The sequence below is a fragment of the Glutamicibacter sp. NPDC088483 genome, from assembly GCF_044753145.1.
GTDB lineage: Bacteria > Actinomycetota > Actinomycetes > Actinomycetales > Micrococcaceae > Glutamicibacter.
In genome coordinates this window covers 81,429-96,580 of record NZ_JBIVMP010000007.1, presented here as the reverse complement: position 1 = coordinate 96,580, position 15,152 = coordinate 81,429, and the positions used below count along the sequence as shown (strand labels likewise).

Here is a 15,152-nt window from a genome sequence, read left to right as displayed (position 1 = left end):
ATGGCCGCAACGATCCTGCGTGCCCCGAAATGGCTGCTTGCGCTGGTCTTGCCGCTGACCACCCTGGCTGTGTGGCAATTTGTCACCGTTACCGGAATCGTTGCTCCGTGGACACTGCCAACTCCGGGTTCAGTGGTTTCTGCTGCCATTGAGCTCTTCCAGGATGGCGAACTCGGAAAGCACATCGGCATCTCCACTCAGCGTGTTCTTCTCGGTTTCGCCTTCGGATCATTGCTGGGCTTGGCGCTGGGTGCGCTTGTCGGGCTGTCCAAATTGGCAGATGCATTTCTGGGACTGAGCATCAGCGCCCTGCGTGCAGTCCCTTCCTTGGCTTGGGTTCCGCTGCTGGTGCTCTGGATGAAAATGGGTGAAGATTCCAAGGTCACACTCGTGATCATTGGTGCCTTCTTCCCGGTCTTTACCACCGTCGCCTTGGCGTTGCGCCATGTCGATGCCCACCTGGTCGAAGCAGCCCGCGCCTTCGGGTTGAAGGGATTGAAGCTGCTGCGCACGGTCCAGCTGCCCGCAGTGGTCCCTTCGATCTTCTCCGGACTGCGTTTGGCACTAGCCCAAGCTTGGCTCTTCCTGGTCGCAGCCGAACTCCTCGGCGCGTCAATGGGCCTTGGCTTCTTGCTCACCGACTCGCAGAACAACGGCCGATTGGACCGCCTAATCATGACCATCGTGCTGCTGGCCGTCTTTGGAAAGATCACCGATGCCCTGCTGTCGATAGCAGAACGCTGGGCTATCAAGCGCTGGACCTGAAACCGGACCAGCTAGTACCCGCTGACAAAACTACCCCTCACCAAAGAAAGTTTGCGATGACCACCGAATTGGCAACAACCTCAACTCAAGTTTCAGAGGCAGCACGCCAGGAATTCTGGGACGAAGCGGCGAACCTCTTGGATTGGGACACCCCGTGGCACACCACCAGCCGCATCATTCCGGCCGATCCGGATGCCAAGCGCGGACCGGAAATTTCTTGGTACCTCGGCGGCAAGCTGAACGCCGCAGTGAACTGCGCCGACCGCCATGTAGCTGCGGGACGCGGCCAGAAGGTCGCACTGTATTTCGAAGGCGAGCCCGGTGACCGGGTAGCCGTCACCTACACGAATTTGCAGGAGCGGGTCTCCCAGGCAGCCAACGCCTTGGAATCCCTGGGTGTGGTGAAGGGCGACCGCGTGGTCATTTACCTGCCGGTGCTCATTGAAACAATTGTCATCACCTTGGCTTGCGCCCGCATCGGCGCCATCCATTCGCTGGTCTTCGGCGGGTTCTCCGCCGAAGCGCTGAGGTTCCGCGTGGAGGACACCAAGGCAAAGGTCCTGGTCACCACCGACGGCCAGTTCCGCCGTGGCACTTCGGTTCCGGTCAAAGGCAACGCCGATGCGGCCGTTGCCGGCGAGAACGAAATCGAAAAGGTCCTGGTTATCCGCCGCACCGGCGACGAAATCCCGTGGACCGAAGGCCGCGACATCTGGTGGCATGAGGTGGTTGATACCCAATCCACCGAGCACCACGCGCAGGCATTCGATGCGGAAACACCGCTGTTCATTATGTACACCTCGGGAACCACCGGCCAGCCGAAGGGCTTGGTTCACACCACCGGCGGGTACCTGACGCAGGCGGCCGCCAGCTACAACCTGCTGTTCGCCAACCCGGACGAATCCCAGCGCGCCAAGGACGTGCACTGGTGCACCGCCGACCTCGCCTGGGTCACCGCGCATACCTACGAGATCTATGGCCCGTTGGCCAATGGCGTCACCCAGGTAATCTACGAGGGCGTCCCCAACGCCCCGCACCCGGGCCGCCACTTCGAGGTCATTGAACGCTACAAGGTCACCAGCTACTACACTGCTCCCACCTTGGTCCGCTCGTTGATGGGCTGGTTCCCGGACGGCATCCCCGCTCAATACGATCTGTCCTCGGTGAAGATCGGCGGCACTGTGGGTGAAGCCGTCAATCCCGAGGCATGGAAATGGTTCCGCCAGCAGATCGGCCGGGACAGCGAAGCAGGACTGCCGATGGTTGACACCTGGTGGCAGTCCGAATCCGGCGCGACCGTGCTTTCCCCCCTGCCGACCGATGGACATTTCAAGCCAGGCTGCGCCGCACGCGCGCTGCCGGGCATCTCGGTGGACATTGTCGATGACGGCGGCCTGAGCGTGCCGGCCAACCAGCAGGGCAATATTGTCATCACGCGCACTGGCCCGTCGATGGCCCGTACCGTATGGGGCAACCCGACGCGCTACTACACCAGCTACTGGGAACAATACGTAGAGCAGGGCTGGTTCTTGGCTGGCGACGGTGCCCGCTTCGATGAGGACGGCGATATCTACATCCTGGGCCGCACCGACGACGTGATCAATATTTCCGGCCATCGGCTTTCCACCATTGAAATCGAATCGGCATTGGTCACCCACCCCGGCGTGGTGGAAGCCGGCGTCTGCCCCACCCCGGATTCCAAGACCGGACACGCTGCAACCGCCTTCGTGGTACCGCTGGACAAGACCCTGGTTGCCGAGTCGCCTGACGAGCAGCTCGTTGCACGGCAGGCCGAGTTCATTGCTGAACTCCGTGATACCGTCGCGGTGCAGATCGGCCCGATTGCCAAGCCGCGGGAAATCGTCTTGGTTCCAGATGTGCCCAAGACCCGTTCGGGCAAGATCATGCGCCGCCTGCTCACCCAGCTGTTCGAGGGCACCACGCTCGGCGACACAACGAGCCTGCAGAATGAGCCGTGCATTCCGGAGATCAACGCGATCTGCCGCGCGCGCGGCTAATCGCTGCTCCCAAGCCCCTTGGGGTTAAACAAATGAAGCTTCTTCCCCGGCTGGGGAAGAAGCTTCATTTGATTTGCCGGTTAGGAATCCCCGGCCGTTGGCTTCTGGCTCTGGTCATCGGCCGCGCTGCCCTTGCCGTCCTGCACCGGGTCAGCGGTGGCTTCGGTGGCAAAAAGCTTCACTTCGGAGGCCCTTCCCTCGGCCCTGACCAAAGGGATTTCGGTGGTCATCAAGCTGAACTGGCCACCCTCATGGCGGTCAACCGCCTGGCCCACGGACTGCTCCAGGACCTTTCGAGCCACCTTGCCGCGAAGCACCAGCGGATCCTTGCTCAGGTCCTTCCACAACGCCACGCAGAGCAGGAGCATCACAATCACGAATGGCAGCGCCGAAACAATAGTGATGTTCTTCAGCCCGGTCAATGCCTCCGCCGGATGATCGCCGCCAGCCAGCAGCATCACCGCGGCCACAGCGCCGGTGGCCACGCCCCAGAAGATCACGGCCTTCTTGGATGGCTCTTCAGCGCCACGTTCGCTGAGCGCACCCATCACGATCGAGGCCGAGTCTGCGCCGGTCACGAAGAAGATCGCAATCAGCAGCACGGTGACGACCATCAGCACGGTAGCCATCCAGCCCGACAGCGGGAGGCTGCCAAGCATGTCGAAGAGGATCAAATCGAAGTTGATGTCTGGTGCGCCATCAACAATGCTGGCCAGCTTTTCCCCGGTTTCCCCGGAGCGTTCAGCGCGTTCCTGAATACCGATTGCGCCACCGCCGAAGATTGCAAACCAAATCAGGGTGACACTGGATGGAACGAGCAGCACGCCGGTGACGAACTGGCGAATAGTGCGGCCACGGGAAATGCGGGCGATGAACAAGCCTACGAATGGGCTCCAAGAGATCCACCATGCCCAGTAGAAGACAGTCCACGAGGACAGCCAATCAGACATTGCACCATCGCCGGCAGCCGTACGCGAAGCCATCTCCGGCAAGTCGCCGATGAAAGCGCCAATGGCATTGGGAATGACGTTCAGGATGAACAGAGTTGGGCCGCCAATGAAAACGATCAATGCGATGATCAATGCCAATACCATGTTGGTGTTGGACAACCACTGGATACCGCGCTCAATGCCGGAAACGGCAGAAGCGACAAACAATGCCGTCAGAATGCCAATGATGATAACCAGAACGCCGGAGCCGACCTTCTCCATCATCCCAGTGGCCTGGATGCCGCCGCCAATCTGCAATGCGCCCAGACCCAGCGAGCAAGCCGAGCCGAAGAGGGTGGCGATGATGGCCAGGATATTGATGGTGCGCCCGCCCCAACCATGGATGGCGCGGTCGCCGAAGATCGAGCTGAACATGGCTGAGAACAGCTGGGGGCGTCCCAGCCGGAAGCTGCCGTAAGCCATGCCCAAGCCAACGATGGCGTACATGGCCCATGGGAATAAGGTCCAGTGGAAGAGCGTGGTGCCCATAGCGGTGCTCAATGCATCACTGGTGGAACCTTCCACCGTTCCCGGAGGAGGCGACATGTAGAAGTACAGCGGCTCGCCCACGCCGTAGAAGACCAAGCCGATGCCCATGCCGGTTGCGAACATCATCGAGATCCACGAGACCGTGGAGAACTTTGGCGTCTCGCCGTCCTTGCCCAGCGGGATGCGTCCAAAGTTCTTGGCCGCTACGACGATGGCGAAGACCGCGAAAACCGCGGCAGCAATGACAAAAAGCCAGCCAGTGTTGGTGATAACCCAGTCAAGGGCCGCGCTGGAGGCCTTGCCCAGCCCTTCGGGGCTAGCGAAACCCCAAATAATAAAGGCCAGCGCTAGAGCGCCGGCGATTCCGAATACCCAGTAATCCGTACCGGAAAGTGAGTACTTCTTAGGTCGTCTGTGACGAACTGAATGCAGTTCCTCAACGAGGTCGCCGATTGATTGATCCGTCTGCTTCATTGCGGTCTTCCTTCACTGGTGAGATCCCGCGGATAAGATCCGGGCGGAATCTGCCGAGCCATCGCCTCTCGAGTAAACGATCGCCATGCAGTGTGATTGATTGCGAATTGCTTTTCGGGTGTCGGTCCACTGTGTCTAAATCTCGCGTTGAAGCAGCCTGAAAGAAACAACTATTCTCCGCTAATATCCCGCGAATTATTCCTGCGAGTTGACTCGATTTAGCACGATTTTGACACGATAAATCCCAAAATGGGCCTTTTCCAGCATGGTCGACATCTCATCAAGGGTCAAATCAGATCCTTGATTTCTCGCCGTTTCCGGATCTTCAGCACCCCGGGATCACATTGTTTACGCTGGCAGCGCCATCCATGTGAGCTTCCTCGCCCCACAGGATTTTTCGCTCCCCGAACCCGTGGAATCATCAATTGGACCGCAATATTTCCCAAGATAAAACCACGCACTATTCGCTTTCTTATTTCGGGTGAAATGTCTGCGATTTCGTAATTTTCCTCCCCCAGAAGCACATCACGCTTGAACATGCATCATACGGAATACTTACTAATGAAGCATCGATTCAACCAGTCAGCTGGAGTCCACCCACTTTTAACGCGAAATACACTGGAACTTATCTTGACTGATTCAAAATAAGCAGGCATGCTGGGTACATGACATCACAGGCAGGGATCGAGCAGGTGCTGAAGGCGGCATCGATGCGGGTCACGCAACCGCGCGTTGCGGTACTTTCCGCCGTCGCGGCGCACCCGCACGCGGATACCGAAACCATCATTTCGGCTGTCCGTGAAGATCACCCCAATGTGTCGCACCAAGCTGTCTACGATTCACTCAGGCTCTTCACGAAACTGGGTGTCATTCGGCAGATACAGCCACAGGGCCATACCGCCCGCTATGAAGCCCGCGTTGGCGACAATCACCACCATGTGGTGTGCCGCCAGTGCGGAACGCTGGCGGACGTCGACTGCGCTGTCGGCGGCGCCCCGTGCCTGCATGCTTCCAATGACCACGGGTTCAGCATTGATGAAGCCGAAGTGATCTATTGGGGCACCTGCCCGGATTGCCAGGCTGCGAACGCATAGTTGCTGTCTAAGTAAACCCCTAGATTTGCCATCGTCATCAGCGCAGCTGCTGTGCGATGGATAAAACCAGATAAACCCTAAACAATCCGGAAGGAAAGAGCACATGTCTGAGATGACTGCAGGTCAGTGCCCAGTAGTTGGCGGCGCGGGTCGAATTCACCCTACCCAGGGCAATGCCAACACCGAATGGTGGCCGAATAAGCTGAATCTGAGGATTCTGGCCAAGAACCAGCAGGTTTCCAACCCGCTGGACGAGAACTTCGACTACATTGAAGCCTTCAATGCCCTCGACTTGTCGGCAGTAAAAGCCGACCTGACCGAAATCATGACCCAGTCGCACGACTGGTGGCCAGCAGACTTCGGCCACTACGGCCCGTTCTTCATCCGCATGGCTTGGCACTCCGCAGGCACCTACCGCTCGCACGACGGCCGCGGCGGCGGCGGCGCAGGCCAGCAGCGCTTCGCTCCGCTGAACTCGTGGCCTGACAACGTTTCGCTGGACAAGGCTCGCCGCCTGCTGTGGCCAGTGAAGAAGAAGTACGGCCAGTCGATTTCCTGGGCCGACCTTATCCTGCTGGCTGGCAACGTGGCTCTGGAAGACATGGGCTTCGAGACCTTCGGTTTCGCCGGCGGCCGCAAGGACGTTTGGGAAGCAGATGACGATGTCTACTGGGGCCCGGAAAAGGTCTGGCTGGACAGCGAACGCTACACCGGCAAGCGAGACCTGGATGCTCCTCTGGCAGCAGTGCAGATGGGCCTGATCTACGTGAATCCTGAGGGTCCTGACGGAAATCCGGATCCGCTGGCCTCGGCCGTAGACATCCGCGAAACCTTCCGCCGCATGGGCATGAACGACGAGGAGACCGTCGCGCTGATCGCCGGTGGCCACACCTTCGGCAAGACCCACGGCGCGCATGCCGATGACAAGATCGGCCCGGATCCAGAAGCAGCTCCGCTTGAAATGCAGGGACTGGGCTGGAAGAACGGCCACGGCACCGGCAAGGGCGCGGACACCGTGTCCTCGGGTCTTGAAGTCACCTGGACCTACCACCCAACCCGCTGGGACAACGAGTTCTTCCACATCCTCTTCGCCTACGAATGGGAACTGTTTGAATCCCCAGCAGGCGCCAAGCAGTGGCGCCCGGTCAACAATGGCGGAGCCGGCTTGGTCCAGCCTGCATTCGAGACCTTGGAACACCGCGAGCCACGCATGCTTACCAGCGACCTGGCCCTGCGCTTCGACCCGGTCTACGGCCCGATCTCCAAGAACTTCAAGGAGAACCCAGACCAGTTCGCAGACGCCTTCGCCCGCGCATGGTTCAAGCTGACCCACCGCGACATGGGCCCGAAGTCCCGCTACTTCGGCCCAGAGGTTCCTGCTGAGGACCTGCTCTGGCAGGATCCACTGCCAGCAGCTCCGCAGACCACCTTGGGTGCAACTGAAGTTGCCGCACTTAAAGCCCTGATCAACGATTCGGGACTGACCGTCCAGCAGCTGGTATCCACGGCTTGGAAGGCCGCTTCGACCTTCCGCACCTCGGATAAGCGCGGCGGCGTTAACGGCGGCCGCATCCGCCTGGAACCACAGGTCTCCTGGAGCGTGAACCAGCCTGAGCAGCTCAAACCGGTAATTGCCAAGCTGGAAGAGATTGTTGACAACTTCAACGCCACTTCCGGGATCAAGGCTTCCTTCGCGGACGTCGTTGTCCTAGCCGGCAACGTCGGAGTCGAGCAGGCAGCCCTGGCAGCTGGCCAGCAGGTCGAGGTTCCATTCACCCCGGGCCGCGTAGACGCAACCCAGGAGCAAACCGACGTTGACCAGTTCGCATGGCTGGAACCAGTTTCCGACGGATTCCGCAACTACGACTCGGGCTTCGTCAAGCTGCCTAGCGAGTACTTGCTGATCGACCGCGCGAATCTGCTGGGCCTCTCGGCACCGGAAGCGACCGTACTGCTCGGTGGACTGCGCGTCATCGGCAATAACTGGGACGGCTCCAACTTGGGCGTCTTCACCGACACCCCAGGCGCGTTGACCAACGACTTCTTCGCGAACCTGCTGGAGCTGGGGTTGGAATGGACCCCATCCGCTGACGAGCAGACCTACACCACCACCGATGGCCGCTGGACCGGCAGCCGCGTGGATCTGGTCTTCGGTGCCAACTCCGAGCTGCGTGCACTGGCCGAGGTTTACGCTTCGGATGATGCCAAGGAGAAGTTCGTCAATGACTTCGCCTCCGCTTGGGCCAAGCTCATGGACGCAGATCGCTTCGAACTGCGCAGCAAGTAGCAGCTGCTGGGCCGCGAGCCCGTAGCAATTAGTGCTGGGCTGCTGCTTCCCGCAAGGGAGGCAGCAGCCCAGCACTTGTTTCATGCGGGAGTTGCCCGTCAGAACAGCGTCGCGGCGCCGCTGGCGAAGTCCGGGTTCTCCAGCTTCAGCAGCTCGGACTTGGCTTCCAAGCCTCCCAGGTAGCCGCCCAATGAACCATCGGTGCGCAGCACCCGATGGCAGGGCAGCACGATGGGAATCGGGTTGGTGGCGCAGGCTGAACCGACGGCCCGCACCGCCTTCGGCTTGCCGATCTGCTGCGCCAGCTGGGCGTAGCTCAGGGTATGCCCGTAATCGATATGACCCAGTTCCAGCTGCACCTGGCGGCGGAACTGGGTGGAGAGCTGCAAGTCCACCGGAAGATCGAAGCCATGCCGCTGGCCCGCGAAATACTCCTCCAGTTGCCGGGCGGCACCATCCAGGCTCGACTTGTCGCGCAGGATCCGCGGGCTGAGCCTTTCCGAGAGCACCTCCAGAATCCGGTCATGGCCTTCGGATTCAAAAGCGACCCGGACCAGCCCGGCATCGGTGCTGGCCAGCAGCAAGGCCCCCACGGGGCTATCGACCACGCGATAGGCAACATCAACAAGTTCCCGTGCACGGGCCCGCTCAACGAGCCGGCCCTGCAGCGAGTCGAGGATTTGCGCTTCAGCGGCCGTAGCCTGCTGCCGATAATTTATTCCGTTCATGGCTGCTCCCTCCATAGTTCTTGGTCATCCATCCGGGCCCGCAGATTCTTGATCCCATCGGCGCCCGAACGCCGGGCGGCAGCTTCGGTGCCGGAAAGGATTCCGGCAATTTGCGCGTAGCTCATTCCGCCCAGATAGCGGTAGGCCACCACCTGCCGCTGCTTGCCAGGAAGCTGGTTCACCTCATGCCACAGCTGCAGGTTCTCCAACTGCAGATCCGGCCGCTGGGCCGATGGGGCCAGGCTGTCCACGTCTTGGCCGATGAGGATTTCCGGCTTGTTCCTGCGCAACTCGTCAATGGCTTTGTTCCGGGCAATACGCACTAGCCATGCCAGGACATTGGCGTCTTCAGGCAATTGCGGGTACGCCTTGAGCGCGGCAAGGAACGTTTCGGACCAGGCGTCTTGCGCGCGATGCTCATCAAGCAGGGCACGGCAAACGCGCAGGACGTTCAGTCCATAGTCCTGGACTATCCGCTCGAACGGTGCTTGCATGGATCTCCTGGCATTTTGCGCCTTCATGGCTTCTCACCATGTAAACGTACGAGGAGACCATTTTGTGAGGCGTGAATGAAAAAAATTTCCTTCACGCAGAGACCCCATGGATTCCTAGAATGCCATCAGATCCAATTCGCTGGCGATCTGCTCAAGGCGGATCAAGTCCAAGTGGAGCATTTCGCCATTTTCCACGCCTTGGGGATCCGTGGTTCCGGCCAATGCGTCACGGATGGTGCGCATGGTGGCCCCATGGCTGACAATCATGACCTTGCGCCCGGCATGCCTGCTGGCCAAGTCCAGCAGCGCTGGCACCGCACGGCTCAAGATCTGGGCACGCGGCTCACGCAGGTCCTTGGCAGCAGCCGATTCCGCTTCGCTGACCTCGGCCATGATCCGGCCTTCCAGCGGGCCGAAGCCGCGTTCAATGAGTTCCGGAACAGCGTTCCCCGTCTCGGCCTCGATCTGCTGGGCAATCAGCGCGGCAGTTTCCCGGGCACGTTCCAAGGGCGAAGCAAGTACCAGCGACCAGTTCTGGCCGATGAGCTGGCGCCCGACCTCGCGAGCTTGTTCGCGCCCGGTAGCGTTCAACGGGATATCGGTACGCCCCTGCAGGCGCCCTGCAAGGTTCCAATCGGTCTGCCCGTGTCGCACCAGTGCCAGCGAAGTATCCATGACTCCAGCCTAACCAGGGTAATAGGTATCGAAGAATCTCCGACAACAGCTCCAATACGCAACGTTACGACTCATAGTTGGGTCACGAACGGTCATGTTGCGAAGATTATTACACCATCCCGAGCGGCTGAGAGATCTGGTTCGATGACGCCGCAGCAACCTGCCACATCCGGTGGTTACGGTGCTACCGCCAGAAACGATGCAGCCGCCTACCCGTTGGACCACAGCAGGAAGCGACATTGATTCCGGGATTCCTGCCTCGATCGCGGCCCGCCCTGCGGTGCCCGCGAAACCCCAATCGACAAGGAGTCGTAAGCCACCATGGCAGATCACAAGTTTGGATTCCGCACCCGCGCATTGCATGCCGGAGGCACCCCCGATGCCGAGCATGGCTCACGCGCAGTGCCGATTTACCAGACCACTTCGTTCGTCTTCAAGGACGCTGACGATGCGGCCAACCTCTTTGCCCTGCAGAAGTACGGCAACATCTACTCGCGTATCGGCAACCCGACCGTAGCGGCTTTCGAAGAGCGCATGGCTTCGCTGGAAGGCGGCATCGGAGCGGTAGCCACCGGCTCGGGCATGGCCGCGGAATTCGTCACCTTCGCGGCCTTGGCCCAGGCAGGCGACCACATTGTGGCTTCCTCGAAGCTCTATGGCGGCACCATCACCCAGCTCGATGTCTCGCTGCGCCGCTTCGGCATCAACACCACTTTCATCGACTCCAATGATCCCGCCGACTTCGAAGCGGCGATCCAGGAAAACACCAAGGCCGTCTACACCGAGGTGGTGGCCAACCCGTCCGGCGACATCGCTGACCTGAAGGGCCTGGCCGAGGTGGCGCACCGCCACGATCTCCCGCTGGTAGTCGATTCGACGCTCACTCCCCCGTACATCCTGCGCCCTATCGAGCACGGCGCGGATATCGTGATCCACTCGGCCACCAAGTTCATCGGCGGGCACGGCACCACCCTGGGCGGCGTGGTCATCGAGTCGGGCAAGTTCAACTGGGGCAATGGCAAGTTCCCCACCATGACCGAACCGGTTGCCAGCTACGGCAACGTCTCCTGGTGGGACAACTTCGGCGAGTACGGCTTCCTGACCAAGCTGCGCAGCGAGCAGCTGCGCGACTTCGGACCGGCTCTGCCGGCCCAGTCCGCATTCCAGCTGCTGCAGGGCCTGGAGACCTTGCCGCAGCGCATGGACAACCACCTGTCCAACGCGAAGCAGGTCGCTGCCTGGTTGCAGGCCGATGAGCGCGTGACCTACGTGAACTATGCCGGCCTGGAATCCCACCCGCAGCACGCGCAGGCCAAGGAGCTGCTGCCCATGGGCGTCGGCTCGGTCTTCAGCTTCGGGGTGAAGGGCGGGCGCGAAGCCGGCTCGAAGTTCATCGAAGCCCTGCAGTTGGCCAGCCACCTGGCCAACATCGGCGATGCCCGCACCCTGGTGCTGCACCCGGCCTCCACCACCCACCAGCAGCTGAGCGCCGAGCAGCTGGTCTCCGCTGGCGTGCCAGAAGATTTGATCCGCCTGTCGGTAGGACTGGAAGATGTCGAGGACATCCTCTGGGATCTGGACCAGGCGCTGGCCGCTTCGCAGGAAGCGATTGCCGGTTCCGCCGCAGGGTTCGAGGCACCGGCCTACGACGGTTCCGCCTGCGCATTGCCAACCGCTTCGAAGGGAGCAATCTAATGACTGCCGTTGATACCGCTTGGGAAGGCCCGGGAGCCGCACAGCGCCTGGAGATCCTGCGTGACACCAAGTCCATCGCCATTGTCGGCGCCTCGAACAAGCCATCGCGCGCCAGCTATTTTGTGGCTACCTACCTGCTCTCCTCCTCCAAGTACAAGGTGTATTTCATCAACCCGGTACTCGATGAGATCCTGGGCCAGCCGGTGTACAAGTCGCTGGCCGATCTGCCGGAGACCCCGGATCTGGTGGAGGTTTTCCGCAAGCACGATGACCTGCCTACCGTGTTGGACGAGGCCCTGGCCGTAGGCGCGAAGACCCTGTGGCTGCAGCTGGGATCCTGGCACGAGGAAGTGGCCCGGCGCGCCGAGGCCGCGGGCATGAATGTGGTCATGGACCGCTGCGTGAAGATCGAGCACGCCCGCTTCCACGGCGGCCTGCGCCTGGCTGGATTCAATACCGGCGTCATTTCCTCCAAGCGCCAGGTACTTGCCTAGGGAGTCCAAGATTCCAGGAAATGGGTGCATGCAACATTGCGTTGCATGCACCCATTTTTCTGCGGCAATTCCCCGGAAATGGCCGGTTTGGTCAACGACGCTGAACTTTTGCACGGAGCATTCCGAAGGAAGAACAAGACCTCTGCCGAACCATGGTCGACGCAATTGGCCCACGGCATGCCGTGGGTGTGGCCCCGAAGTGCTCGACGCGTTCAATCACAGATCGAAAAATCTGCAAACCACAGCACTGCAACGCAAGGCCAAACGACCCAAACCCTAAAACAGGCAGAGAGAATCGATTTCGATTCGCTACGAGCGCGAACGAAAGAAGAAAAATCCCGCCCGCACTGCTATATGAAAACTCAATTCCCCTGGCCCGAGAACATTCCAGCATCTCGCAATAGCATGGTGCCGCACCCTCGATGCTGCACGGAGTTGAAATTTCTCTGGGCGAGGATTCCATCTGCGGCACCCAGCTAAGAGGCATCGGAGACAGTACTCTGGGTTGACGCACTATTCAGAATTCTCCGGAAGCAGAAGCCTCCTTGGAGGTGCGCCAGTTGACTGGAGGTGCGCCAGTTGACTGGAGATACGAAGGAGCAGACAGTGGATGCAAATCGAAGAACCCTATGGTCCGTGGCCCTCGGGATGAGCTTGACTGCCTTGGTATGCAGCGGGATTGCCCTGTATTCTACGGGGGTCATCATGGATGAGAACAACCTGGACTCATGGCCTGCCCCGGCTCTTTGGGTGGTGGCGATTGTTGGTGTCGTGGGGCTGCTGATTAGCTTGCCCGGCTGGTTTGCTACCAAGGAAACCAAAAAGGCTTCCTAGCTGTTGCTCCCCTTGTCCATAATCGGAGCGTTCTGCCGGACGGCCTAGTTCTTTTGACCAGTTACGTCGCCTTCCACGTAGGTGGTGTATCCGCACAGCTTCCCGGTTTCATCGGTCGTCTTCGTCGCGGCGAAGATGATGTAAGGCCAGGATCCCAGGTCCCATCCGTCGCGTCCCCACCCTGGAACTTCGTACCACCCGGTACCGGCCAGCGATTCCATCCAGTCATACATTTCGCCGTACATGTCGCGCTCGACAGTTGCCGGGACGGTAACGGTTTCGCGGCTGTCTTTGGTCGTGGTCTGCATAGGTTTTTGCATCCTTTCGCTTCACGGAAAGTGGGGCAGATTGCCAGCCTCCCGTCGAAGCCCTCCCCCGGTTGTTTTTCTGCCTGCTGGCGAAAAGAAATGAAGCGGGGCCAGCCGGAAACCCATCAACCCGTCAGGGGGGCGCAATCCACGAAAATCTTGGGCCGAAAGAAGCGACGAAGGAGCGCGGACCAAGAATTTCTGGTGGAGCACGCCCGAAGCGCAGCGAGTGGCTTGTGGGTTTGGAGGTGGCCCGTACACTCCGAAGGACAGCAGCAAAAACAGGAAAAGACCGGACGAAGTCCGGGCCACCAACCGGACACGCCAGCGGACGCCCGACACACCCTGGAGACGAGCTTGCGAGGACCCAGGGTGTTCAACGGGACGAGAACCTCATGGCATACCTAGCCTGCGTCTAACGTCCACGACTATCCTGAACGGGGAATGCTCGCATGTTCAGAACCCACAGCGGGATTCGTAGCCAAAGTTTATCAACGCTAACTGAAAATTGACCCCCTACCGCCAATCGAAAATTGACCCCTCCACACCCAATTTGTTCTATACCTGCTCAGCGTTGCGCAGCAGATCCTGACGGTTCTTCACCCGATATGAATCCCCAGCCAAAGACAACACCTCCGCATGATGAACCAAACGATCAAGCATCGCCGAAGCAACAACATCATTACCGAAAACCTCACCCCACCGGCCGAAAGGCATATTCGAGGTCACCAGCACCGACCCCTGCTCATATCGATGAGCAATCAGCTGAAAGGACGCAGACCCTGAATGAGATTCAGGGTCTACGTCCTTATCGCGGGGCTTGATAATACGGTAGTGACTCAGTAGTTTTCGCCAAATACTATTCGCGATCCTTTGCCAACGTCCATGAACGTAAGGTCCCCGGACTTATCAGGCTGATCAGCATACACATGGTAGAAGTGTGCTGGACCGCCGCGCTCGAACTCGACCATCGTGAAGTTGGATGAGGTGACTTCTACCGAATCCATGTCGGTCTTCAGCGCAGCTAGCTGTGTGTTCATGACTGTTTCGTCTAATTTGTCCATGATCACTGAACACGCTTTGTCATGGTCAGTTGTTTCTGCAGCCTCAAGTAGTACTCGAACTGCTTCCTGTGGATCGCTGACGGATTTTCCTCCGTCACAAGCCTGCTTCCTATCGGCTGAACACCCTGCTGCCGAAAGAGCTAGCGGAAACAGCAGTAGTGGGGCAATAATCTTTGAGATGCGTTTTTTGTACACAAATGACCTTTGCAAATCGAATGAGCTGTACGACTAGATCCTATGCGCGTACCAAGTTACATTCAGTGGTTTCAGCTGAGTGAAGGGCTTATTCAAAGTAGCGTTGCTGTGGTACGAGAGGTATGGGACACCATTGATTTTCTTAGTGGTCACCATGGTGTGCGTCATATTCTTAATCTTGGCACCGTTCGTTTTGTACTGAAGGATATCTCCAGGAACGAGGCTGTAGACACTGGCAAGACGTGAAGCCCGCTTTGATTCATTCCGGGCAAAACGATAGAAATTTTCAGCACCGCTCCAAGTCCAGCTGGTCATGACACCATTGCCAAACCATTTCGAGTTGCTCTTGTAGTAGCCTTCAATTTTCTTCCATCCACCTGCATAAAGCGCTTGGGAAGCGAAATTAGTACAGTCGTAGCCGTGCCTCTTATAGGCAGGATTGTACGACTTAGCCCACTTGATTGCGTAGTTTGCAACTTTCGTCTTGTTGGACGAACTAAGCTTTGAAGCCGCCATTTCGGCGACGTTCAGGGGGAGAGGATTGATTAA

General features: G+C 59.3%; 15 protein-coding genes and 1 riboswitch. Of the genes, 7 read left to right on the top strand and 8 right to left on the bottom strand.

Going from position 1 to position 15,152, the window contains the following annotated elements:
• Together ACIP6G_RS15205 and acs are read left to right on the top strand one after the other, a co-directional pair.
• On the top strand, positions 1-765 hold the full coding sequence (locus tag ACIP6G_RS15205; RefSeq protein WP_388024657.1) for an ABC transporter permease: 765 nt from the start codon (positions 1-3) through the stop codon (positions 763-765).
• Between the two features lie 56 nt (positions 766-821).
• The gene (gene acs, locus ACIP6G_RS15200; RefSeq protein WP_400291111.1) at positions 822-2,783 is read left to right on the top strand and encodes an acetate--CoA ligase; all 1,962 of its coding nucleotides are present in this window, start codon (positions 822-824) and stop codon (positions 2,781-2,783) included.
• An 80-nt stretch (positions 2,784-2,863) separates the two neighbouring features.
• On the opposite strand, the gene ACIP6G_RS15195 is transcribed toward acs, so the two are convergent.
• Entirely contained in the window at positions 2,864-4,735 is a 1,872-nt protein-coding gene (locus tag ACIP6G_RS15195) for a BCCT family transporter (protein ID WP_400291110.1), read from the bottom strand.
• A gap of 665 nt (positions 4,736-5,400) precedes the next feature.
• Here ACIP6G_RS15195 and ACIP6G_RS15190 point away from each other — a divergent pair.
• Together ACIP6G_RS15190 and katG are read left to right on the top strand one after the other, a co-directional pair.
• On the top strand, positions 5,401-5,829 hold the full coding sequence (locus ACIP6G_RS15190; protein ID WP_388024594.1) for a Fur family transcriptional regulator: 429 nt from the start codon (positions 5,401-5,403) through the stop codon (positions 5,827-5,829).
• A gap of 103 nt (positions 5,830-5,932) precedes the next feature.
• Positions 5,933-8,116: a catalase/peroxidase HPI gene (katG, locus tag ACIP6G_RS15185; RefSeq protein ID WP_105657950.1), complete on the top strand. Its 2,184-nt coding sequence runs from the start codon at positions 5,933-5,935 to the stop codon at positions 8,114-8,116.
• A gap of 98 nt (positions 8,117-8,214) precedes the next feature.
• Here katG and ACIP6G_RS15180 read toward each other — a convergent pair whose 3' ends face one another.
• The 3 genes from ACIP6G_RS15180 to ACIP6G_RS15170 form a co-directional block, all read right to left on the bottom strand.
• Positions 8,215-8,844 carry a methylated-DNA--[protein]-cysteine S-methyltransferase gene (locus tag ACIP6G_RS15180; protein WP_400291107.1) on the bottom strand — a complete coding sequence of 210 codons (630 nt, stop codon included), beginning with the start codon at positions 8,842-8,844 and terminating at the stop codon, positions 8,215-8,217.
• Positions 8,841-9,338, bottom strand: coding sequence for an RNA polymerase sigma factor (locus ACIP6G_RS15175; RefSeq protein WP_332595234.1), 498 nt, complete (start codon positions 9,336-9,338; stop codon positions 8,841-8,843). The genes ACIP6G_RS15180 and ACIP6G_RS15175 overlap by 4 nt, the downstream gene beginning before the upstream one ends.
• A 114-nt stretch (positions 9,339-9,452) precedes the next feature.
• Positions 9,453-10,013 carry a histidine phosphatase family protein gene (locus ACIP6G_RS15170; RefSeq protein WP_400291105.1) on the bottom strand — a complete coding sequence of 187 codons (561 nt, stop codon included), beginning with the start codon at positions 10,011-10,013 and terminating at the stop codon, positions 9,453-9,455.
• A 111-nt stretch (positions 10,014-10,124) separates the two neighbouring features.
• Positions 10,125-10,219, top strand: a riboswitch (SAM riboswitch).
• A 115-nt stretch (positions 10,220-10,334) separates the two neighbouring features.
• Between ACIP6G_RS15170 and ACIP6G_RS15165 the strand changes: the two genes are divergently transcribed.
• The 3 genes from ACIP6G_RS15165 (at position 10,335) to ACIP6G_RS15155 (ending at position 13,036) form a co-directional block, all read left to right on the top strand.
• Positions 10,335-11,708, top strand: coding sequence for an O-acetylhomoserine aminocarboxypropyltransferase/cysteine synthase family protein (locus tag ACIP6G_RS15165; protein ID WP_400291103.1), 1,374 nt, complete (start codon positions 10,335-10,337; stop codon positions 11,706-11,708).
• Positions 11,708-12,202: a CoA-binding protein gene (locus ACIP6G_RS15160; RefSeq protein WP_105657946.1), complete on the top strand. Its 495-nt coding sequence runs from the start codon at positions 11,708-11,710 to the stop codon at positions 12,200-12,202. Before ACIP6G_RS15165 ends, ACIP6G_RS15160 begins: the two co-directional genes overlap by 1 nt.
• A 606-nt stretch (positions 12,203-12,808) precedes the next feature.
• Positions 12,809-13,036 carry a hypothetical protein gene (locus ACIP6G_RS15155; protein WP_146112981.1) on the top strand — a complete coding sequence of 76 codons (228 nt, stop codon included), beginning with the start codon at positions 12,809-12,811 and terminating at the stop codon, positions 13,034-13,036.
• 44 nt (positions 13,037-13,080) lie between these two features.
• On the opposite strand, the gene ACIP6G_RS15150 is transcribed toward ACIP6G_RS15155, so the two are convergent.
• The 4 genes from ACIP6G_RS15150 to ACIP6G_RS15135 all read right to left on the bottom strand — a co-directional run bounded on the left by ACIP6G_RS15150 (position 13,081) and on the right by ACIP6G_RS15135 (position 15,119).
• Complete coding sequence (locus tag ACIP6G_RS15150; RefSeq protein ID WP_286134701.1) at positions 13,081-13,344, bottom strand: hypothetical protein; 264 nt, start codon at positions 13,342-13,344, stop codon at positions 13,081-13,083.
• Between the two features lie 558 nt (positions 13,345-13,902).
• Positions 13,903-14,169, bottom strand: a complete 267-nt coding sequence (locus tag ACIP6G_RS15145; protein ID WP_286134707.1) for an ATP-binding protein — start codon at positions 14,167-14,169, stop codon at positions 13,903-13,905.
• 14 nt (positions 14,170-14,183) lie between these two features.
• Positions 14,184-14,603, bottom strand: a complete 420-nt coding sequence (locus ACIP6G_RS15140; RefSeq protein ID WP_400291101.1) for a hypothetical protein — start codon at positions 14,601-14,603, stop codon at positions 14,184-14,186.
• A 33-nt stretch (positions 14,604-14,636) separates the two neighbouring features.
• Entirely contained in the window at positions 14,637-15,119 is a 483-nt protein-coding gene (locus ACIP6G_RS15135; protein ID WP_400291281.1) for an amidase domain-containing protein, read from the bottom strand.
• Between the last annotated feature and the right edge of the window lie 33 nt (positions 15,120-15,152).